The sequence below is a fragment of the Amycolatopsis sp. NPDC028719 genome, from assembly GCF_055565395.1.
Genome location: NZ_JBVHUL010000014.1, coordinates 140,093 through 162,165 on the forward strand (window position 1 = coordinate 140,093; position 22,073 = coordinate 162,165).

The following is a 22,073-nucleotide window of genomic DNA, read 5'->3' on the forward strand; positions in this document are numbered from 1 at the left end:
AACGCCCTGCTGAAAAACAAACAAACCCCCAAAAACCCCCCTAGTGCCCGCCAACCCACTGCAGCCCCCCTCCCCCCCCCCCCTCCCCCCCCCCCCCCCCCCTTCCCCCCTCCCCCCCCCCCCCCCCCCCCCCCCCCCCCCGGCCCCGCTCCTGTGCCCGCCGGGCCGGCCTTCAGGGACCGTCCTTTTCGGTGGCGAGCGAAATCAGTCGTCCGGATCGGTCGGTCGGCGACGGCTCGGCCAGTCAGCCCGAGGTCCTCACGGCGCTGCAGGCTGTTGCCCGTCGCCGGTCACGCGCGGTTGCTCCGCCGCGGGACGTCCGGTCAGCAGTTGGACGGCGCCTGGTCGCCGTTGAACCGCTTCACGATCCACTGGTGGGCGTCCCCGTTGCCGGCGAAGATGCCGGACAGGTGGTCGGAGACGTAGGTGTTCCACTGCTCGCGGACCCCGGCCGCGCAGTAGGCCCGGTGCAGCGCGTCGGCCTGCGGGGTGTTGACGATCTCGTCGGTGCTCGCGTGGTACTGGAACACCGGCACGCGCGGCGGGTGCGCGCCGAGCTTGTTCTCGGCCAGCCGCGCCTTCCACTGCGGGGTGTCCAGCGGGTTCGACGTCGTGTAGTCGCTGATCTTCTTGAACGGATAGTTCGCCAGCAGTTCGACGACGCAGGCGTTCCGCTTGGCGTCGTCCAGCTGCTGCCGGCCGGTGGCGTTGAGGTAGGAGTCCAGCTTCAGGTCCGGGTAGGCCGCGTCCAGCCCGAGCGCGGCGAAGGCGAGGAAGCCGAAGCCGACGTAGCCGTCGAGGCCCTTGGCGACCTCGGTCAGGTCGGCCGGGACCCCGCCGGCCGCGACGCCGACCAGGGTGAGCTCCGGCGCGTAGGACGGCTGCTTCTCCCCCGCCCACATCGCGCCGCCGCCACCCTGGGAGTACCCCTGGAAGATCACCTTGGCGTCGGCCGACAGCCTGGCCGGGGAGAACCGCTGCGCCGCCCGGACCGAGTCGATCACGGCCGGGCCCATCGACTGCCCGGTGATGTAGGTGGGCACGGTCGCCGGGGAGTAGCCCTCGTAGTCGGTGACCGCGACGGCGTACCCGCTGGAGAGCGAGTCGTTGATCGCGGGCTGGTCGTACAGCGTCCCGCGTTCGATCGCCTTGGACGGCGTGCACTTGAACGCCGGGCCCTGCGTGCCGACGGCGTAGCCGACGATCGGCGCCTTCGCCGGGTCGACGCCCTTCGGGACCAGGATGGTGCCGGTCACCGCGTCCGGGCGGCCCTGCGCGTCGGTCGAGAGGTACATGACCTGCCAGGCGTCGGCGTTGGCGGCGTTCAGCAGCGGCACCGACGGCCGCCAGCGGAGGACGTCACCGGGCCGCCCGGCCGGCAGCGGGGACGGGGCCTTGTAGAACGAGTCGTCGAACGGCCCGGGCAGGCCCACGGCGGCGGGAGCGGCGGCCGGGGCTGCGGTCGCCGGGGGCCCGGCGACCGCGACGCCCACCGCCAGCAGCGACAGGCTCAGCAGGGCGAGCAACACTTTGCGTTTCACCGGAACCTCCATCGGGGAAGGGAACTTCGGGCGGGGCTCCTACAGCGGGATGTTCCCGTGCTTCCTGGCCGGCAGGGTCTGCCGCTTGGTCCGCAGCGCCCGCAGCGCGCGGGCCACCTGCAGGCGGGTCTGCGACGGCGCGACGACCTGGTCGACGTAGCCGCGTTCGGCGGCCGGATAAGGACTCGCGTGGCGCTCGCGGTACTCCTCGGTGAGGCGGCGCCGGGCGACGGCCCGCTCCGCCGGGGGCAGCGCGGCCAGTTCACGCCGGTGCAGGACCTCCACCGCGCCTTCGGCACCCATCACCGCGATCTCCGCGGTCGGCCAGGCCAGGTTGACGTCGGCGCCGAGGTGCTTGGACCCCATCACGGCGTAGCCGCCGCCGTAGGCCTTGCGCGTCACGACGGTCACCTTCGGCACGGTGGCTTCCGCGTAGGCGTAGATCAGCTTGGCGCCGCGGCGGATGATCCCGCCGCGTTCCTGGTCCGCCCCGGGCAGGTACCCGGGGACGTCGGCGAGGGTGAGCAGCGGGATGCCGAACGCGTCGCAGAACCGGACGAAGCGCGCGGCCTTTTCGGACGCGTCGATGTCGATCACGCCGGCCTGGTGGCGGGGCTGGTTGGCGACGACGCCGACCGAGCGGCCCTGGATCCGGGCGAACGCGCAGATCATGTTGGGCGCGAAGGCACTGTGGATCTCGGTGAACTCGCCGTCGTCGACCAGCCGGGCGATCACCTCGGTCATGTCGTAGGCCTGGTTCAGCGAGTCCGGCACCAGCCGGTCGAGCTCCAGGTCGGCCGCGGTGAGCCCGGGATCGGTGTCGTCGGCGTACTCCGGCCCGGGGTCGAGGTTGTTCGAGGGCAGGTAGCCCAGCAGGGTCTGGACCCACTCGATCGCGTCGTGCTCGCCGGCGGCCCGGTGGTGGGCGTTGCCGGCGACCTCGCTGTTGGCCGCCGCGCCGCCGAGCTGCTGCGCGGTGACGCGTTCGCCGGTCACGGCGTGCACGACGTCCGGGCCGGTGACGAACATGTGCGAGGTCTCGTCGACCATCACGGTGAAGTCGGTGATGGCGGGTGAATAGACCGCGCCGCCCGCACACGGGCCCATGATCATCGAGATCTGCGGGATCACGCCGGACGCGTGGGCGTTGCGCCGCCCCAGTTCCGCGTAGTAGGCGAGCGAGACGACGCCTTCCTGGATCCGCGCGCCGCCGGAGTCGTTGATGCCGACGACCGGGCAGCCGAGCGTCATCGCCAGGTCCATCACCTTGAGGACCTTCTCGCCGAAGACCTCGCCCATGCTGCCGCCGAAGACGCTGAAGTCCTGGGAGAACAGGCAGATCCGGCGTCCGTCCACAGTGGCGTGTCCGGTGACGACGCCGTCGCCCCAGGGGCGGTTGGCGGCCATCCCGAACTCGGTGCAGCGGTGCCGGGCGAACTGGTCGAGCTCGACGAACGAGCCCGGGTCGGCCAGCAGGTCGATCCGCTCGCGGGCGGTCAGCTTGCCCTTGGCGTGCTGCCGGTCGATCGCGCGCTTCTCGGCGATCCGGACGACCTCGTCCTGGCGCGAGGCCAGGTCGGCGATCCGGAACGACGTCGTCGGCGCGAAGGAGGCGTCTTCGAGCGACATCGTCGCCTCACCCCTTTCCTGCGTGCTGTCCGGTCTCGAGCCGGGCCGCGAGCGCGGCCGCGATCACCGACACGTGCGGCGGGTCGATCATCGAGAGGTGGTCGCCGGGTACGCGGACGATCTCCAGGTCGGCGCAGTGCGCGTCCCACCCGAGGGTGTCGTCGGTGCGCAGGTACCGCGGGTCGAGCGTGGTCGTCAGCGGGTGCGGGTCCTGGGCGCGCAGCAGCAGCACCTTCCCGGCGTAGCGCCCGGGGGCGTAGCGTTCGGCGACGCGGGCGTCCACATAGGACGTGTACTGGTGATGCAGGACCCCTTGGCCCAGGCCGGGGACCCGGGCGGCCAGCCGGCCCAGCACGAACTTGATCTGGTCGTCCTCTTCGAGCTGTTCGAGTTCGGCGCGCGGGATGTCCAGCGGGACGCCGTAGGTCTGCCCGACATGCTCGGCGAACCGTTCGAACCGCTCGAGGAGCAGCTCCCGCACCGGCTTTTCCGGTGCGGGAGCTGGCAGGATCGTGTCGATCATGACCACGACGCCGACGCGCTCCCCCGCGGCGGTCAGCCGCTGAGCCGTTTCGTAGGCGAGGCAGCCGCCGAAGGACCAGCCGCCCAGCAGGTACGGCCCCTGCGGCTGGATCTCCCGGATCAGCTCGAGGTAGCACGCCGCCTTGCCCTCGACGGTGTCCTCTTCGTCGATCCGCTCCAGTCCGTACACCGGCTGTCCTTCGGGCAGCAGCCGGACGAGCTCCTGGTAGACGCTCGTCGGGCCGCCCGCCGGGTGGAACAGGAACAGGGGGTCCGCGGCGACGCCGTCACGCAGCAGCCGCACCGGGCCCCCGCCGAGCCCTTCGATCCGCGCGCGCAGCAGGTCGGCCTGCGCGGCGATCGTGGGTGTGGCGAAGAGCAGGGCTGCCGCCGGCACCTCGTCGAGGTGCTCGGTGAACGCGTCTCGCAGCCTGTGCGCGTGGCCCGCGTCGCCGCCGACGGCGAAGAAGTCGTCGTAGACCCCCGGTTCCGGGCCGCCGAGCACGGTTTGCCAGTGCCGGGCGACCCAGCGCTCGGCCGGGTCCCGCGGGCCGAGCACGACGTGGGGCGGTTCGGCCGGGGTGCCCGCGCCGAAACCGGCCTGTTCGGCCAGGTGCCCGGCGATCTCCGTGAGACTCGCACCGCGCAGCAGCAGGGGCACCGGCAGCGGCAGCCCGAAGTCGCGTTCCACCGCACCGCGGGCCCGCATCGCCATCAGCGAGTCCAGCCCGAGGCTGGTCAGCGGCGCGTGCCGGTCGACGTCACCGGCGGCGAAGCCCATCAGCCCGGCGACGACGCCCGCGAGGTGGCCGGTCATCGCTTTCCGCGCCAGCTCCGGTTCGCCGTCCCGCAGTGCGGCCATACCGTCCCAAGTGGACGGTTCGGTGGTGCCGGGTGCTTCGACCGACACGAACAACTCGAAGAACGGGCGTTCGGCCAGCCGCGGGAACAGCGCCAGCACGGTCTCGGTGTCGACCCGGGCGACGCCGGTCGCTTCGCGGCCGTCGGCGAGCACGGCTTCGAGCGCGTCCAGGGCTTCCCCGGTGCCGAGCGGGTCGAGCACCGGGTTCCGGCTGCCGGTGGCGGCACCGGCTTCGCCCCAGGCGCCCCAGTTGATCGTCGCGGCGGGCAGGCCGAGCCCCCGGCGCCAGGCGACAAGACCGTCGGCCCAGGCGTTCGCGGTGGCGTAGGCGGCCTGGCCGGGGGAGCCGAACAGCGCGGCGGCCGAGGAGTACACGAGCCACCAGTCGAGGTCGTGCCCCAGGGTGGCTTCGTGCAGCCGCCACGCACCGAGGGCCTTGGGCCGCCAGACGGTGTCGACGGCTTCGGCAGTGAGGGCGATGGCGGCACCGTCGGCCAGGGCGCCGGCCGCGTGCAGCACACCGCGCAACGGGAGGTCGCCGGCGGCCGCCACGAGCCGTTCGGCGGTGCCGGGTTCGGCGATGTCGCCGGTGATGACGCGGACGTCGGCATTGAGGTCTCGTAGGAAGTCTTCGGTGTCGCGGGTGGGGCCGCGACGCCCGGAGAGGATCAGCCGGGTGGCGCCACGCTCGGCGAGCCACTTCGCCGCGACCAGGCCGAGGCCGCCGAGGCCACCGGTGATGAGGTAGGCGCCATCGCGCACGACGGGCACGCCGGGCACGCCGGGCGCGCCGGCACGGCCGGTCGAACGCCGCGACACCTCGACCACCGACGAACGGTCGCCACCACGACCACCCAGGTCTCGCCGTGGCTCGGCGACGGACGAACGGTCGCCGCTGGGGCCGCCCGGGGCCCGCGACACCTCAGCAACCGACGAACGGTCGCCACCATGGCCGCCCGGGGCCCGCGGCGGCTCGGCAACCGACAAACGGTCGCCGCTGGGGCCGCCCGGGGCCCGCGACACCTCAGCAACCGACGAACGGTCGCCACCACGACCACCCAGGTCTCGCGGCGGCTCGGCAACCGACAAACAGTCGCCACCACGACCACCCGAATCCCGCGACGGCTCGGCAACCGACAAACGGTCGCCACCACGACCACCCGAGTCCCGCAGCGCCTCGGCAACCGACAAACAGTCGCCACCACGACCACCCGAATCCCGCGACGGCTCGGCAACCGACAAACGGTCGCCACCACGACCACCCGAGTCCCGCAGCGCCTCGGCAACCGACAAACAGTCGCCACCACGACCACCCGAGTCCCGCGGCGGCTCGGCGAGCTGCGGGCGGGTCAGGCGGCGGGTGTGGCGCATGCCTTCGCGCCAGGCGATCTCGTCGTCCGGGCCGTCCGCCCGGACCTCGTCCTGCAGCTCCGCCACCCACAACCGCGCGGGGTCGGGTTCGGCGTCGAAGTCGAGGTGGCTCACCCGCAGCTCCGGGTGTTCGAACGCCAGCACGCGCACCAACCCCCGCAACGCCGCGAGTTCGGGGTGGCCGGTTTCGCCCGGCTCGACCGCCGCCGCCCCCGCGCTGACCAGCCACAACCTCGGCGGCTCCGGCATGTCGGCCAGCTCGGCGACCACGCCCGACAGCGTCAGGACCAGGTCACCGGCTCGCGCCGGATCCGGGGTGCTCAGCTCGTCCGCGCGGCCGGCCATCGCCAGCACGCCGGTCACCTCGCGGGTGCGAAGCAGCTTCGCGAGACCGTCGCCGAACCGCGCGGTGCACAGCTCGCCCCCGGCCTGGGTGACGCCGTCGCGCAGCGTGGCCAGCCACGGCTTGCCCTCCTGCTCGGCGTGGAGGAGGACGACCCAGCTGGGTGTCGCGTCCGCGGGCACCGGCGGCAGCTCGGTCTCCTGCCAGGTCGCCTCGAAGACCAGGCTCGGCAGCGCCGAACGCCGGAGGCGCCGGCAGTAGACGTCGCGGAACTGGACCAGCACCGCGCCGTCGGCGTCGGCGAGCTGGACGCTGCCGAGCAGGCCGTCGCCCGATTCGTCGACCGAATCGAGGACGGCGTCGACCCGGACGCCGCGGCGGGGGTCGCCGGCCAGCACGACCTCCCCGATCGTCAGCGGCAGGTAGAGGCCACCGGCCTCGCCGAGCTGCTCGCCGGTCGCGGCGGCCAGCGCGTGCAGGCAGGCATCGGCGAGCGCGGGGTGCAGCCGGTAGGCCGGGTGGTCCCGGGCTTCCGCGGGCCGCGCGATCGACGCCGACGCCCGGCCCGGCGCGGCCACGACCCGGCGCAGGCCGCGGAAGGCCGGGCCGTAGTCCTGGCCCAGGTCCTCGAAAGCCCGGTAGAGGTCGACCCTGTCACCGGAAACGGCACCGAACGGCGTCAGGGGCGGCGAACCGTCGAGGACCCGCGCGGTGGCGTACCGGACCCAGCCGCCGGACGCGGACTTCGCGTGCACACTCACTTCCGTGCCCGTGAGGCTCGTCGTCACCTCGGTGTGCGCGTCCAGCGGGAGCACCTGGTGCAGTTCGAGATCGCCGATGCGGCCCCCGCCCGCCGCCGCGAGCGCGAGTTCGAGGAACCCGGTCGCCGGGAACAGCGGGACACCCATCGCGGCGTGGTCGGCGAGCCACGGCAACCCGGCGGTGCCGACGTCGGCCCGCCACAGGTGCATCTGCCCGCCGGGTTGTTCGATGTGGACGCCGAGCAGCGGGTGCGCGCCGGTGTCCGGCCGGTGCGCCGGGCGCTGCGGCCAGAAGCGCTCGTGCCGCCAGACCGGGCCGGGCAGCTCGACCGGCGCCGTGCGCGGGCCGTGGTTCAGGACGCCGGGCCGGCCGAGGACGTGCAGCCGGGCGAGGCTGGTCAGGAACGCGGCCCGCTCGTCGAGCTTGCGGCTGCCGCTGGCCAGGCCGATCGCCGCGCCGCCGGTGGTCTGCTCGATCGCGGCCAGCGCGATGGGGTGCGGCGAAATCTCGACGCAGACCGTGTGGCCGTCTTCCGCCGCGGCGGCCAGGGCCTGGGTGAACCGCACCGGACGGCGCAGGTTCGCCGCCCAGTAGCCGACGTCGAAGGCGGGAGTCTCGCGCGGGTCGTCGAGAACGCTGCTGTAGCACCGGATTCCGGCCTGACCGGGCCTGAGGCCGGCCAGCTCGGCGTGGAACCGGCCGAGCACGGCGTCGACGGCGGGCGAGTGACCGGCGCCGCGGACGGGCAGCCGGCGGGCGAGCCTGCCCAGCAGCTCGACGTGCGAGACGAGCGCGTCGACCTCGGCGGCGTCGCCGCTGACCGTGCACTGGGTCGGCGACGCGTACACCGCGACGGTGATGCCGGGGTAGTCGCTTTCGAGGTCGGCCAGCTCCGCCGGGGACAGCTCGACCACGGCCATCGCGCCGGTGCCGCCCGCGTCGACCTCGGCGAGCAGCCGCGCGCGGGTCGCCATCACGCGCAGCCCGTCGGTGACGTCGAGCGCACCCGCGACGACGGCCGCGGCGACCTCGCCCATCGAGTGCCCCAGCACCGCGGCGGGGACGACACCGTGGGCGCGCCACAGCCCGGCCAGGGCGATCTGCATCCCGAACAACGCCAGCTGCGTGGCCCCGAGGTCGGGCAGATCCTGTTCACCCGCAAGGACTTCGCGCAGGGAGAAACCCGCCTGGGCGCGGAAGGCCGGGTCGAGTGCGTCGATCCCGGCGGCGAACGCGGGCTCGGCCGCCAGCAGCCGGCGGCCCATCTCCGGCCACTGGGAGCCGTAGCCGGAGAACACGAACACGACGTCGGTCCGCCCCTGGACCTCGCCGGCGACGACGTCGCGCAAGGCCTTGACCAGCTCGCCGCGCTCCTCGGCGACCACCGCGGCGCGGACGGGCAGGTGCTCGCGCCGCGTCGCCAGGGTCGCCGCGACGGCGCTCAGCGGCGTCGCGCGCCCGGCCGGCGAGTCCAGCCAGTCCGCCAGCTCCCCCGCGCGGGCGTGCAGCACCTCGGCCGAACGCGCCGAGAGCGCGAAGATCCGCGGGCTGTCGGCCGTGGCGCGAGGCGGGAACGACGCGGCGGGCCACTCCTCCAGCACGACGTGGGCGTTGGTCCCGCCGAAACCGAAGGCGGAGACGCCGGCGCGGGCCGTACCCGGGTAGCGGGGCCAGTCCGTGCCGGCCGCGGTCACCCGCAGGCCGAGACGGGCGAAGTCGATGTGCGGGTTGGCGGTGCGGTAGTGCAGGCTCGGCGGCAACCGCCGGTGCACCAAGGAAAGGACCACCTTGATCAGCCCGGCGATCCCGGCGGCGCCTTCGAGGTGCCCCAGGTTGCTCTTGACCGAGCCGACGAGCAGCGGACGCCCGGGTTCGCGCCCGGCACCGAGGACGGCCCCCAGCGCTTCGGCTTCGATCGGGTCGCCGAGCAAGGTGCCGGTGCCGTGCGCCTCCACGTAGTCCACTGAGGACGGATCGACATCGGCGACGGCGTAGGTATCGCGCAGCAGCGCCGCCTGCGCGTCCGGGTTGGGGGCCATCAGGCCGTTGGAGCGGCCGTCGGAGTTCACGGCGCTGCCGCGGATCACCGCCAGCACGCGGTCGCCGGCGGCCCGCGCGGCCTTGAGCGGCTTGAGCACGACCACGCCGCACCCTTCGCCCCGGACGATGCCGTCGGCGCCGGCGTCGAACGGCTTGCAGTGCCCGTCGGCCGCCAGCACACCGGCCCGGTGGAAGTTCGCGGTGACGCCCGGGGACAGCAGCAGGTTCACACCCGCCGCCAGCGCGGTGTCGCTCTCGCCGCGCCGCAGGCTCTGCACGGCCTGGTGCACGGCGACCAGCGACGACGAACACGCCGTGTCGAGGGTGAGGCTGGGTCCGCGCAGGTCGAGCAGGTACGACAGCCGGTTCGCCGCGATGCTCGCCGCGGCACCGGTGCCGGACCAGGCGTCGATGCCGGCGAGGTCGGTCATCGTGAGGTAGCCGTACTCGCCGGCCGACAGCCCGACGAACACGCCGGTTCGGGAGCCGCGCAGCGAGCCGGGCGGGAGGCCCGCGTGCTCCAGGGCCGCCCAGGTCACCTCCAGGAGCATCCGCTGCTGCGGGTCCATCGCCTCGGCTTCGCGCGGGGTGATGCCGAAGAACCCGGCGTCGAACCCGGCGACGTCACCCAGGAACCCGCCGCGGCGGGGCAGCCCGACGAGAGCGTCGGGCGGGGCGAAGGATTCCCAGCGGCCCTCGGGGACCTCGCCGATCCCGTCGGCGCCGGCGTCGAGGAACCGCCAGAACTGCGCGGGCGACTCGACGCCGCCGGGCAGCCGGCAGCCGACACCCACGATCGCGATCGGCTCGCCCGCGGCCATCGGGACCGGGGCAGCCCGCGCGCCGTCTACTGTGGACAGCGCCGCGACGAGCGCCGTGATGCTGGGGTGCTGCCACACGAAGGTCGCCGCCAGGGGACGTCCGACGAGCCGGCCGAGGTCCCCGGCCAGGCTCATCGCGTCCCGGGAGGACAGTCCGGTCTCCTGCAACGACCGGTCGGGGTCGACCTGCCCGGCGGGGATTCCGGTGACCTCGGCGACCCGCTCGACGAGCCACGCCCGGATGGCGCCCGGGGTCGTCATCGCCGCCACCGTCCGTCCAGATAGGACTCCCGGCACCGGGCCCGGCTGATCTTGCCGCTGGAGGTGCGGGGCACCTCGCCGGGTGCCAGCACGACGATGTCGTGCAGCCGCAGGCCGTGCTCGGCGGACACCGCCGCGCGCAACGCCCCGACGGCGACGCCGGCATCGGTGTTCTTGGCCCGCTCCAGCACGACGACCGCCACCTCGCCCTCCTCGTGCGGGATCGCGAAGGCCGCGGCGGAGTGCGGGCGCACGGCGGGGCAGGCTTCCACGGTCTGCTCGATGTCCTGCGGGTAGTGGTTGCGGCCGTCGACGATCACGAGGTCCTTCAGCCGTCCGGTCAGGTACAGCTCGCCCTCGAACCGGACGCCGAGGTCCCCGGTGGCCAGCCAGTCGTCTCCGAACGCCGGAGCTTCGGGACGACCCCAGTAGCCCTGGCCGACGTTCGGCCCGCTCACCCGGATCTCGCCCACTTCGCCGTCCGCGACCGGCGCGCCGGTCGCCGGGTCGGCGAGGCGGATCCGCTGGTCCACCGGGCGCCCGCAGGAGACGAGCGTGGTGCCGGCACCGGCGGGGACCGCGAACCCTCCCGCCAGCTTGTCCCGGTCGAAGGTGACCTGACGCGGCGGCGAGCCCGCGTCGGTCACGGAGACCAGGACGGTCGCCTCGGCCAGCCCGTAGGAGGCCCGGTGGACCTCCGGCCGCAGGCCGCACTCGCCGAACGCGTCCTGGAACTTCGCGAGGGTGGCGGGCAGGACCGGCTCGCTGCCGTTGATCAGCGAGACGACCCGGCTCAGCTCGAGGTAGCTCTTCTCGTCCTCGGTCACGCGGGAAGCGCTGTAGGCGTAAGCGAAGTTGGGGGCCGCGCTGATCGCGCCGGCGCCGGCCGAGAGCGCTCGCAGCCACCGGCCGGGCCGCTCGAGGAACGCGAGCGGGTCCATCAGCACCGAAGCGAGGCCGCCGAACATCGGCGCGCCGATGCCGAGGATCAGTCCCATGTCGTGGAAGAGCGGCAGCCAGCTGACGGTCGAGGTCGTACCGGTCTCGGCGCCGTACGCGGTGCAGCACTGCCGGGCGTTGGAGAGCACGTTGTGGTGGGTCAGCATGACCCCGGCCGGCGAGCGCGTGGAGCCGGACGTGTACTGCAGGTAGGCCAGTTCGTCCGGCGCGGGCCGGTACCATTCGTGCTCGCCCGCGGCGGCCGGCGGCAGCGCGTCGACGGCCACGACGGTGGCTTCGCTCTCGAGCGTGCCGAGGAAGCCGGCGACCTCGCCGGTCAGCTCGGCGGTGGTGAGCACGAGCTGAGGGGCGCAGTCGGTGAGCGTCGCGGCGAGGCGGCCCGCGTGCCCGGGCAGGTTCGGCGCGAACAGCGGCACGGCGACCAGCCCGGCCCGGACGGCCCCGAGGAAGGCGACGACGTAGTCGGCGGACTGCGGCACCAGCACGGCGGCTCGCGCCCCGGGCCGGGCGACGCCCTGCAGGTGCGCGGCGACGGCGCTGACCCGGTCGTCAAGGGCGCGCCAGGTCAGGCTCACCGCGCGGCCGTCGGCGCTGCCGCGGTGGTCCAGGAAGGTCAGGGCGACCTCGTCGCCGAGGCGCCGGGCCCACCGGCCGAGCAGGGTGGCGAACGAGTCGCCCTCGACCGGGCCACCGGCCGGGTCACCGGCCGCGGGTACCGCGAAAGCCGCCTCGGAAATGGTTTCCATAACCCCTCGCCAATGACGTCGCAGGAACGCGGGAATTGCGAGGCGAAGTGCGCCGAATGCGCTGATCATCACCTTCGGCGGAAGGTTATTTCGCGCGGACGAAGAGTGTCAATCGCGCGGATCGCCGAAGACCGTTTTCCCGATCGCGACACTCATCGGGCAACAGAGAACCGGCGGTCGCGGTTGTCACCGGAGGACGGAGTTTCACCGGCAGGGCACGGAAGACGGTCAGCGCCCACGCTCCACCGGGCTCGGGAAGCACCGACCCGCAACCGGGGCTGCCACTGTAACCGCGGTGACAACTTTCTCGGGTCCGATTGTTCTCGGCGCGACAGAACAACGCCGGCGCCCCACCACGAGAGGTGGGGCGCCGGCGTTTCAGGGAGTCACTCAGATTCCGCAGGACGACGCCGACCAGAAGCGGCTCGACCGGTGCGCCACGTGCGTGTGGTCGCTGTGGCCCGGGTAGCCCGGTCCGAGGATCTCGCTGAAGCCGTGGTTGCGGGCCTGCAGCGCCAGTCCGCAGAAGCCCTGCGCCCCGGCCCCGAGGTCGACCGCGTCGCCGTAGAGGTGACGGCTGGCCGCTGCCCCGCCGACCGCGTTGTTGCAGGCGACGCTGCGGAAACCGCCGTTCACCACGATCGGGCGATCCCCCATGGCGTGCCGCATCGCCTGCAGCTTCCACATCGACACCAGCGCGTTGGCCTTCGCGGTCGCGGCGGAGACGTTGCCGCCCGACCAGTCCGAGTTGCACCGGTTCAGTTCGGCGTAGCCGAAGTTGACCGGCGTGCAGTCGTCGTCCTGCAGCTGGTAGATCTTGCCGAAGGTCGCGGGTCCGGCGATGCCGTCCGCGCCGAGGCCGTAGGCCTGCTGGAACCGGGTGACCGCGGCCTTGGTCCCTGCGCCGAACTGGCCGTCGATGGCCAGGACGCCGCCGTAACCCGGGTAGCCGGCGACCCGGATCTGCAGCTGCCGGACGTCGTCACCGGACGCGCCTTGCGCCAGCGTGCGTCCCCAGGTGTAACAGGCGTCGGTGACGGCCATGGCCGTCACGGGACCGGGATCGGCGGCCACCGGAGCGGCACCCACCGAGCAGAACCCGGCCAGCAGGGCGAGCAGGGGCAGGACGAGACGGATGCGCATGACCGGAACACCTTTCGAGCAGGGAAGGTGATACCCGTGGATCGTCGGCGATTCACTGTCCGGCACGGTAGTGCGGTTCCGGGCACCGCACTGTGGGGCGTTCGCACCACAGGGTCCGCGTTTCCCGGGCTCCGGTTGAGGGTAGGAGTGCGGCATGGCCGACATCACCAGCCTCATCCTCGACGACCACGACTGGTTCCGGCGCCAGTTCGCCCGGCTCGACGACCTCACCGACCCCGCCGACCTGGCGGAGGTCTGGCAGCCCCTGGCCGACCTGCTCGACGTGCACGCCCGCGCCGAGGAGGAAATTTTCTACCCCCAGCTGCTGCGTCGCGGCGACGACGCCGAGGAGGAGACGCTCGACGCCGTCGGCGACCACAACGACATCCGCGACGGTGTCCACGAAGCCGCCCTGCACCCCGTCGGCAGCACCGCCTGGCACGCGGCGGTGAACAAGGCCCGGTTCGCCAACAGCGAGCACATGGCCGAGGAGGAGGACGAAGGCCTCGCCGACTTCCGGCGCCACGCCGATCCCGGCCTGCGCGAGGAGCTCGGCCGCCGGTTCGTCGAGTTCAAGCGGCAGCACGAAGGCGCCCGCGACCTCGACGTCAGCGACATCGACCCGCAGCAGTACGTCGACGAACGGCTCGGCGACCACCCCGCCGACGGCTCGCTCGGCATCGGCGGCCTCAAGGAACAGGACTGACATGAACCACCTGATGCGCGGCCTCGCCCCGATCACCGAGGCGGGCTGGAAGGAAGTCGACGCCGAGGCCCGGGAGCGGCTGCAGACCCACCTGGCGGCCCGCCGGCTCGTCGACGTCGCCGGCCCGCACGGCTGGCAGCACTCCGCCACGGACCTCGGCCGGACCACCACTCTCGCCTCGGCTTCCCTGGCCGAAGCGGGCGAGGGCGCGGTGGTCCGGCAGCGGCGGGTCCTGCCGCTCACCGAGGTGCGGGTGCCGTTCACGGTGTCCCGCGCGGAGCTGGACGACGCCGAGCGCGGCGCCGACGACCTCGAGTTCGACGACCTCGACCGCGCGGCGAAGCAGATCGCGATGATCGAAAACCGCGCCGTCTTCCACGGCTGGGCGGCGGCGGGCATCACCGGCATCACCGAGACCTGCCCGTACGACACCCCGTCGCTCGGCGAGGATCCCGAGGCGTATCCCGGCGTCGTCGCCCGCGCGGTGGACACGCTCCGCCAGGCCGGCATCAAGGGCCCGTACGGGCTGGCGATCGCTCCGGCGGGGTACACGCGGATCGTGGAGAGCACCGAGCACGGCGGCCACCTGCTGTTCGACCACCTCCGCCGCATCCTGGGCGGCGGCAAGGTGGTGCGCGCCCCGGGCCTGGACGGCGCCCTCGTCGTGAGCCTCGACGGCGGCGACTTCTCGCTCGAGCTGGGCCAGGACCTCGCGGTGGGCTACAGCCACCACGACGCCGACACCGTGTCGCTCTACCTCGAAGAGAGCTTCAGCTTCCGAGTCGTCGAACCCGACGCCGCGATCACCCTGACCACCTGACCGGCCGCCGGTTCGCGGCCGGGACGGCGCACCGAGCGTCGTCCCGGCCGCATCGCCGTCTGAGGAGCAACACCCTCTCGCGGGTCAGGGCCGCTCCCCCACCCCGGTGGCGACCTCTCGCAGCCGCAGGTGGTCGGCGGCCAAGGGCTCGGTACCGCCTCCGGCGCCGGAGCGGAGCCCGCTGAAGAACGCGCGCAGCGCGTCGGCCGCGTCGTGCCGCGGTGCCCAGTCCAGTTCCGCGGCCGCGCGGGAGGTGTCCATCACGGGCAGCCGCAGCACGGCGTCGAACAGGCCGGGCGTCGCCGGGACCAGGTGCAGCCGCCACGCTCCCCCGAGCGCCGCGCGCACCAGCGCGCGGGGCACGGGCACCGGGCGGGCGCCGAGCAGGCCGGCGACGAACCGGGTGTCCACGACCGGGCCGGTGGCGATGTTGAACGCGCCCGACACCGGCCGCAGCACGCACCGCGCGAGCGCGTCGCCGACGTCGGCCGCGTGCACGACCTGCATCCGCAGGCCCGGCAGGTCGGGCAGGACCGGGACGAGCCCCGGCCGGACCAGGCTGCCCGGCACGAACGGGCCGGCGAACAACCGCCGTTGCTCCGACGCCGCCGCGCGCTGGAACACGAACCCGGGCCGCACGCGGACCACGTCGATCGCGGGGTTTCGGCGTTCGAAGACGTCGAGACACCGCTCCACGTAAGCCTTTTCCCGGGTGTAGGCGGCGCCGGGCCAGCCGTGGGTGGGCCAGTCCTCGCCGACCGGGACGTCGTCTTCCCGCGGCGAGTAGGCCCCCACCGAGGACGCGCACACCAGCTTCGGTACCCCCGCTTCCGCCACGGCGTCGAAGACGCGCAGCGATCCCAGGACGTTGGCCCGCCACGTCCGTTCCGGGCGGTGGGTCGGCTGGAACAGCCACGCCAGGTGCACGACGACGTCGGCGCCGCGGAACAGCCGGGCCAGGTCGTCGTGTTCCACGTCGGCGCGGACGAACTCCGTCTCGCCCCGCCCGGGCGCCGGCGCCCGCCGGGCGAGCCCGACCAGGGAGCCGACGCGCGGCTCGCGGGCCAGCGCGTCGAGGGTCGCGGTGCCGAGGTTGCCCGTGGCCCCGGTGACCACGATGCGCATTCCGTCGCTCATGCGGCGCGGGTACCCGGGCGGTCGCGGCCCAACCGGATTCCCCCTCTGGGGCTGATTCCGGTTAACGCGGGCGTCGGCGGGCACACCCGGACTTCCCAGCCAGTCGGAGAAAGGGAAGCGCGTGTTCCGTCACACCAAGCTCCTGCAGTTCGAAGCCAAGCCCGAGAAGCCCGACCCCGTCTACGCCCACAAGCTCCAAGAACTCATCGGCGGCGCCTACGGCGAGATGACCGTGACGATGCAGTACCTGTTCCAAGGCTGGAACTGCCGCATCGAAGGCAAGTACAAAGACCTCATCATGGACACCGCCACCGAAGAAATCGGCCACGTCGAAATGCTCGCCACCATGGTCGCCCGCCTCCTCGAAGGCGCCCCCGCCACCATGACCGCCGAAGCCGTCAAAGACCCCGTCATGGCCGCCGTCATCGGCGGCATGGACCCCCAGCAAGCCATCGTCGCCGGCGGCGGCGCCCTGCCCGCCGACTCCAACGGCTACCCCTGGAACGGCAAGTACATCGTCGCCTCCGGCAACCTGCTCGCCGACTTCCGCGCCAACGCCGCCGCCGAAGCCCAAGGCCGCCTGCAGACCGCCCGCCTCTACAACATGACCGACGACCCCGGCGTCAAAGCCATGCTCAAGTTCAACCTCGCCCGCGACACCGTCCACCAGAAGCAATGGCTCGCCGCGATCGAAGAGCTGAAGGCCGACGGGCTCGAAGACGACATCGCCCCCAACGCCCTGCTCGACGAAGAAGACCAGACCCACAACCACACCATCTGGCACCTCTCCGACGGCCCCGACGGCGCCAAGGGCACCAGCTGGACCACTGGCGCAGGTATCGAATACCTGATGGACCCGGAACCGCTCGGCGGCCCCGGCACCGCGCCGAAGCCCGATCCCGCTCTCTACGGCACGTACTCGCCGACCCAGGACGCGGTCGGCGTCGTGAAGGGAAAGGCCAAGGCGGTCAAGAACAAGCTCACCTGACGGCGGTGGGCCGGCGATCGCCGCCGGCCCACCCTCGACCGCCCCGGGGGCGGCGGCGGTCTTGCGCGACCGGCCGAGGGGGTTATGGTGGACGTAGCGTGAGGTTGAAACGCCAGCTCTGCGTGCACCCACTCCGCCCGGATCGACGCGGCGGCGGGTACCGGCCGGCGCAGGTCTCGCCCCGCCCCTCGCGCGTCCTCCGCTTCCCTCGGAGGCTCTCGTGATACCAGAGCAATCGCCCGACCCCCACGCCGCAGCCGCGACCTGGTCCGAGGTCGGCGCACCCTTGCGGGTTCGCCGGCACGTCCTCGACGGGCACTCGCTCGTCGTCACCGTCGAAGGCGAGCTGGACCTGTCCGGAGCGCCGATCCTCGGACGCGCCCTGGAGCAGGACCTGCCCGAGTACACGGTCCTGGACCTCGGCGGCGTCACGTTCCTCGCCGCGGCCGGCTTGGGCGTCCTAGCCGGCGCCGTGGCCCGTGCGGAGCGCGAGCACCGGCGCATCGCGGTGATCGCCGGCACCCGCCCGGTGCTGCGAGTCCTCCGCCTGTTCGCCGACGACGTGCGAGTCCCGATCCACGGCGACCGGGCCGAGGCGGTGCGAGACCGGACTCGGTGCCTGTCCTCCTGACCGGGCCGGCTCGTTCGCATGCGCGGCCGCCGCGCACGCGAACCGGCTCAGGGACGCTCCGCCCGCAAGGCGTACCGGCGTTCGGCGTACGCGAGATCGTCACGCCACAGCCGCTTCGCCGTGTGACGCATCAGCGGCCGGACCACCGGAGCCAGTTTCGCGGCCACCGTGAAACCCGGGCGCTCCGACGCGGCGATCGTCGCCTCGATGACCGCCGTTCGCGGACGGCCGTCCGCGCCGGGGCCGAGGGGCGTCGCGTGGGTTTCGACCACGCTGCCCACGCCTTCGCCTTCCAGGATGCGCATCACGACCGTGCGCGGTTCCGGGCAGGTGAACTCCGCCAGGACCGGGACGCCCCAGTGCCCGGCGAGGCGGAAGGTGACCTCGACCAGGAACCGGTCTTCCTCGTCCGGGACGTCGGTGCCGCGCGGGGCCTCCAGGACGCGCAGGCGGGTGAACGAGTACGGGTGGAACCACGCGCCGTGCCACGGGTCGAGGCGGTTGGCCACCACGTCCTCGGGCTCGCAGATCCCGGTGACCGTGGCGACGGCGTCGATGCGGGCGGCGCCGGCCGGGCGGTCGGGCACCACCGGCCGGCCGGCCGGCTGCTCGCGCCCGACGGAGTCCAGCCGCGCCCACACGAGCACGCCGTCGTCGTGCGCCGGGACGGGCGCCCAGGCGCCGCACCGGTCGCCGTCGAGCCGGAGGCCGTGCCACCGGCAGACCAGCCCGCCGCGGTCCACCCGGGCGTCGGCGAGCGGCGCACCCAGGTGCGGGCAGGCGCCCGGCCCGATCCGGACGCCGCCGTCCGGGCCGCGCCAGGCGACGAGCTCGCGGCCGCCGATCGTGACGCCGAAGGGCCGGTCGGCGCGCACCGAACGGCTGGCGCCCAGGACGAACCAGTTGCCCGAAGGGCGCGCGGCCGCCCGCTTGCCCGCCGCTTCGATCAGCGCGGGCGAGCAGTCGCGGTAGGTCGGTTCCTGCCTCGCCCACGGCGGTTCGCGGAACGGCTGGACGGGCCAGCGGCCCGGCCACCGCCGGCTGATGCGCTGGGAGACGTTCACCGGGTCATCGTGACCGATACGCATCGGTACCGCAACGCGTCACCCGGTCTTCGTGGTTCACCCGATCATCGGGTTTATCCGCTCGACACAAGGGGAATGCCTGCACGACTGTGTGGACGGTGACCCGCGTCGACACTCGATCATGCATCGATTGTGTCTCGCGAGTGAATGGAGCCTGGATGAGCGTGATCCCCGACGCCGGTGGTGCCGCGGCGCCCTCGGCCTGGCTGGACGCCGTGCGCCGGCGCTGCGAGGCCGACGTCCACCGCTTCGTCACCGATCGGGTGCACGAACACTTCACCGGCCGTCCGGCCGAGACCCCGGCGATCGCCGTGCTCCCGGAATTCGTGACCGGCGGCAAGTTCCTCCGGCCGCTGTTCGCCTACGCGGGCTGGCGTTGCGGAGCGCCGGAGGACGGCGCCGCGGTGCGCGCCGCGGCGAGCCTGGAGCTGCTGCACTGCTTCGCACTGGTCCAGGACGACGTGATGGACGGTTCGGCGCACCGCCGGGGGCGCCCCGCGGTGCACGTGCGGTTCTCGCGGTGGCACGAAGACGCCGGGCTCGGGGGTTCGGCCGCGCGGTTCGGCGAGTCGGCCGCGATCCTGGCCGGTGACCTGTTCCTCGTCTGGGCCGAGCAGATGTTGCGCGACAGCGGGCTGGGCGCGGACGTGCTCGCGCGTGGCTGGCCGGTGCACGACACCTTGCGGTCCGAGCTCGCCGTCGGCCAGCTCGGCGACCTGCTCAACGACGCCCGGACGCTGCCGTCCTGGGCCGACGTGCTCGACGTGGTCCGCCGCAAGTCCGGCAACTACACCGTCCGCCGCCCGCTCGAGTTCGGCGCCGCCCTCGCCGGCTGCGGCGACAACGTCATCGGCGTGCTCGGCACTTACGGCGAGCTGCTCGGTGAGGCCTTCCAGTTCCGCGACGACCTGCTGGGCGTCTTCGGCGATCCCGAAGTCACCGGCAAGCCCGCGGGAGACGACCTGCGCGAGCGCAAGGCCTCGAGCGTCGTCGTGCTCGCCGCGGAACTGGCCGGCGACCGGCAACGCGCGGACCTGGACGCGCTGCTCGCCCTCGACGTCGTCGACGACGCCGCCGTCGCGCGGTGGCGGACGCTGATCACCGCCACCGGTGCCCGTGACCAGCTGGAGAAGCTCATCGACGACCGCGTCCGCCGCGCTCTCGAGACGATCGACCTGGCCGGCCTGCCGGAGCGGCCGGCCACCGCGCTCACCGCCCTCGCGGCCCGGTGCACCGAGCGGGTCCGATGAGGCGGGTCCCCGGCCGCACCGACCGGGTCGTGGTCGTCGGCGCCGGGCTGGCCGGACTGTCCACCGCCCTGCACCTGGCCGGGCGGGGACGGTCGGTCGTGGTGGTGGAACGCGACCCCGGGCCCGGCGGGCGCGCCGGGCGCGTCTCCCGCGACGGCTACCACCTGGACACCGGGCCGACGGTCCTGACGATGCCGTCGATCCTCGCGGACACCTTCGCCGCCGTGGGCGCCGACCTCGCGGGGCAGCTGCGGCTCACCCGGCTCGACCCCGCCTACACGGCGCGGTTCGCCGACGGGTCGGTGCTGCCCGTGCACTCCGACGCGGACCGCATGACCGACGCCGTCCGCGAGTTCGCCGGCCCGGCGGAAGCGGCCGGGTACGTCGAGCTGCGGAACTGGCTGACCCGGTTGTACCGCACGGAGTTCGACCGGTTCGTCGCCGGCAACTTCGACTCCCCGCTCGGGCTGCTCTCCCCCGACCTGGCGCGGCTGGTGGCCTTGGGCGGCTTCCGGCGGCTGGACTCCCGGATCGGCTCCTTCCTGCGCGACGAGCGGCTCAAGCGGGTCTTCACCTTCCAGGCGCTCTACGCGGGCGAGTCGCCGATGCGGGCCCTCGCGCTGTACGCGGTGATCTCGTACATGGACACCGTGGGCGGCGTCTACTTCCCCGAAGGCGGCATGGCCGCCGTGCCGCGAGCGATGGCGAAGGCCGCGGCGGAAGCCGGGGTGGAGTTCCGGTACGACACGGCCGTCACGGGCCTGGAGCACCGCGGGACGCGGGTCACCGCGGTCCGCACCGACGACGGCGGCCGGATCGGCTGCGACGCGGTCGTGCTCACCACCGAACCGCACCGGAGCTACGAACTGCTGGGCCGGGCCCCACGTCGGCCGCTGCCGTTGCGCGCGGCGCCGTCCGCGCTGGTGCTGCACGCGGGTGGCGCCGGGAACTGGCCGGTCGGGCACCACACGATCTCCTTCGGGCACGGCTGGGCGTCGACGTTCCGCGAGCTCATCACCGACGGACGGCGGATGAGCGACCCGTCCCTGCTGATCACCCGCCCGACCGCGACCGACCCGGCGCTGGCGCCCGCCGGCCGGCAGCTGTTCTCGATCCTGGCGCCGGTGCCGAACCTCCAGCGTGCGCCCCGGGACTGGGACAGCGACACCGGCCCGTACGCCGCGGAGATCCTCGACCACGTCCGCGCCCGGCTGCTGCCCGGGTTCACCCCCGAACTGTCGTACGTCCTCGGTCCGGCCGACTGGCAACGCCGCGGCATGGTCGCGGGGACACCGTTCAGCTACGCGCACTCGTTCGCCCAGACCGGCCCGTTCCGGCCGCGGAACCTGCCGCCGGGCACGGAGAACGCCGTCCTCGCCGGCGGCGGGACCGTCCCGGGCGTCGGCGTGCCGACCGTGCTGCTGTCCGGCCGGCTCGCCGCCGACCGGATCACCGGCACCCGCCCGGCCCCGGCCACCGTCCTCGACCTCGCCGCGGAGGCCACCCGATGACGCGCCGCGAGCTCGACGCCGCCGGCATCACCGAACCCGGCCTCCGCCACGCCTACCGGCGCTGCCGCGAGGTCAACGCCCGGCACGGGCGGACCTACTTCCTCGCCACCCGGATGCTGTCCCCCGCCCAGCGGCCGGCCGTCCACGCGCTCTACGGCTTCGCCCGCCGCCTCGACGACGTCGTCGACGAACCCGGGCCCGGCGCGACGCCCGGCCGCGTCGAGGCGACCCTGCGCGACGCCGAGCGGCGGTTCTTCGCCGACCTCGAAGCCGGGCGCAGTGCCGACCCCGTGCACGCGGCCGTGATCGACACCGTGACCCGCTACGGCATCGCCGAGCGGCACTTCCGCGCGTTCTTCGCCTCGATGCGGATGGACCTCACCGTCACGGACTATCCGACGCGGGCCGCGCTCGACGAGTACGTGCACGGCTCGGCGGAGGTCATCGGGCTGCAGGTGCTGCCCGTGCTCGGCACCGTCGGCACGCGATCGGAGGCGGCGCCCCACGCCGCGGCGCTCGGAAAGGCGTTCCAGCTGACCAACTTCCTGCGTGACGTCGCCGAAGACCTCGAGCGTGGCCGGGTGTACCTGCCCGCGGACGAGCTCGCCGCGGCCGGCGTCGACCGCGACCGGCTCGCCTGGTGTGCCGCCACCCGGCAGGTCGATCCGCCGGTGCGGCGGGCGCTGGCCGACCAGATCGCCCGGACGCGCCGGATCTACGAGCAGGCCCGGCCGGGCATCGGCCTGCTGCACCCGGTGTCCCGGCCGTGCGTGGCGACCGCGTTCACGCTCTACGGCGGCATCCTCGACCGCATCGAGGCCGCCGGGCACAACGTCTTCGCCGGGCGCGCCCGCGTGCCGCGGCACCGCCGGTTGTTCGCCGCCGGCGACGCCCTCGTGCGCGCGAGCTGGGCGCGGCACCGCCACCCGGCGCCGGCGGCCTGA

The 22,073-nt window shown here is 73.7% G+C and carries 14 protein-coding genes; 7 read left to right on the forward strand and 7 right to left on the reverse strand.

All coding sequences use genetic code 11. The features are described 5' to 3' along the window. Window positions 1-323 precede the first annotated feature (323 nt). The 5 genes from ACZ4TR_RS43770 to ACZ4TR_RS43790 form a co-directional block, all read right to left on the reverse strand. A complete protein-coding gene (locus tag ACZ4TR_RS43770; RefSeq protein ID WP_465294316.1) occupies window positions 324-1,553 on the reverse strand; it encodes a lipase family protein in 1,230 nt (409 codons plus the stop codon). A 27-nt stretch (window positions 1,554-1,580) separates the two neighbouring features. Continuing rightward, window positions 1,581-3,170, reverse strand: coding sequence for an acyl-CoA carboxylase subunit beta (locus ACZ4TR_RS43775; RefSeq protein WP_465294318.1), 1,590 nt, complete (start codon window positions 3,168-3,170; stop codon window positions 1,581-1,583). A gap of 7 nt (window positions 3,171-3,177) precedes the next feature. Continuing rightward, on the reverse strand, window positions 3,178-10,152 hold the full coding sequence (locus tag ACZ4TR_RS43780) for an SDR family NAD(P)-dependent oxidoreductase (RefSeq protein WP_465294320.1): 6,975 nt from the start codon (window positions 10,150-10,152) through the stop codon (window positions 3,178-3,180). Continuing rightward, window positions 10,149-11,858 (reverse strand): fatty acyl-AMP ligase, encoded by a 1,710-nt coding sequence (locus ACZ4TR_RS43785; RefSeq protein WP_465294322.1) that lies wholly within the window; start codon window positions 11,856-11,858, stop codon window positions 10,149-10,151. Before ACZ4TR_RS43785 ends, ACZ4TR_RS43780 begins: the two co-directional genes overlap by 4 nt. A gap of 390 nt (window positions 11,859-12,248) precedes the next feature. Then, on the reverse strand, window positions 12,249-13,001 hold the full coding sequence (locus ACZ4TR_RS43790) for a D-Ala-D-Ala carboxypeptidase family metallohydrolase (protein WP_465294324.1): 753 nt from the start codon (window positions 12,999-13,001) through the stop codon (window positions 12,249-12,251). Between the two features lie 154 nt (window positions 13,002-13,155). On the opposite strand from ACZ4TR_RS43790, the gene ACZ4TR_RS43795 reads away from it, so the two are divergent. Continuing rightward, on the forward strand, window positions 13,156-13,707 hold the full coding sequence (locus ACZ4TR_RS43795; RefSeq protein ID WP_364523521.1) for a hemerythrin domain-containing protein: 552 nt from the start codon (window positions 13,156-13,158) through the stop codon (window positions 13,705-13,707). Between the two features lies 1 nt (window position 13,708). Next, the gene (locus tag ACZ4TR_RS43800) at window positions 13,709-14,527 is read left to right on the forward strand and encodes a family 1 encapsulin nanocompartment shell protein (RefSeq protein ID WP_465294326.1); all 819 of its coding nucleotides are present in this window, start codon (window positions 13,709-13,711) and stop codon (window positions 14,525-14,527) included. 84 nt (window positions 14,528-14,611) lie between these two features. Here the strand turns inward: ACZ4TR_RS43800 and ACZ4TR_RS43805 are convergent, their stop codons facing one another. Next, entirely contained in the window at window positions 14,612-15,652 is a 1,041-nt protein-coding gene (locus tag ACZ4TR_RS43805) for an NAD-dependent epimerase/dehydratase family protein (protein ID WP_364523602.1), read from the reverse strand. Window positions 15,653-15,785: 133 nt separating this feature from the next. On the opposite strand from ACZ4TR_RS43805, the gene ACZ4TR_RS43810 reads away from it, so the two are divergent. After that, the gene (locus ACZ4TR_RS43810; RefSeq protein WP_465294328.1) at window positions 15,786-16,652 is read left to right on the forward strand and encodes a manganese catalase; all 867 of its coding nucleotides are present in this window, start codon (window positions 15,786-15,788) and stop codon (window positions 16,650-16,652) included. Window positions 16,653-16,938: 286 nt separating this feature from the next. Next, on the forward strand, window positions 16,939-17,283 hold the full coding sequence (locus ACZ4TR_RS43815; protein WP_465294330.1) for an STAS domain-containing protein: 345 nt from the start codon (window positions 16,939-16,941) through the stop codon (window positions 17,281-17,283). A gap of 47 nt (window positions 17,284-17,330) precedes the next feature. Here the strand turns inward: ACZ4TR_RS43815 and ACZ4TR_RS43820 are convergent, their stop codons facing one another. Further along, the gene (locus ACZ4TR_RS43820; protein ID WP_465294332.1) at window positions 17,331-18,347 is read right to left on the reverse strand and encodes a DUF5914 domain-containing protein; all 1,017 of its coding nucleotides are present in this window, start codon (window positions 18,345-18,347) and stop codon (window positions 17,331-17,333) included. 179 nt (window positions 18,348-18,526) lie between these two features. Between ACZ4TR_RS43820 and ACZ4TR_RS43825 the strand changes: the two genes are divergently transcribed. From ACZ4TR_RS43825 to ACZ4TR_RS43835, 3 genes are read left to right on the forward strand one after another with little or no spacing between them, the layout of a single operon-like run. After that, on the forward strand, window positions 18,527-19,618 hold the full coding sequence (locus ACZ4TR_RS43825) for a polyprenyl synthetase family protein (protein ID WP_465294334.1): 1,092 nt from the start codon (window positions 18,527-18,529) through the stop codon (window positions 19,616-19,618). Beyond that, window positions 19,615-21,129: a phytoene desaturase family protein gene (crtI, locus tag ACZ4TR_RS43830; RefSeq protein ID WP_465294336.1), complete on the forward strand. Its 1,515-nt coding sequence runs from the start codon at window positions 19,615-19,617 to the stop codon at window positions 21,127-21,129. Before ACZ4TR_RS43825 ends, crtI begins: the two co-directional genes overlap by 4 nt. Further along, complete coding sequence (locus tag ACZ4TR_RS43835) at window positions 21,126-22,073, forward strand: phytoene/squalene synthase family protein (protein WP_465294338.1); 948 nt, start codon at window positions 21,126-21,128, stop codon at window positions 22,071-22,073. Before crtI ends, ACZ4TR_RS43835 begins: the two co-directional genes overlap by 4 nt.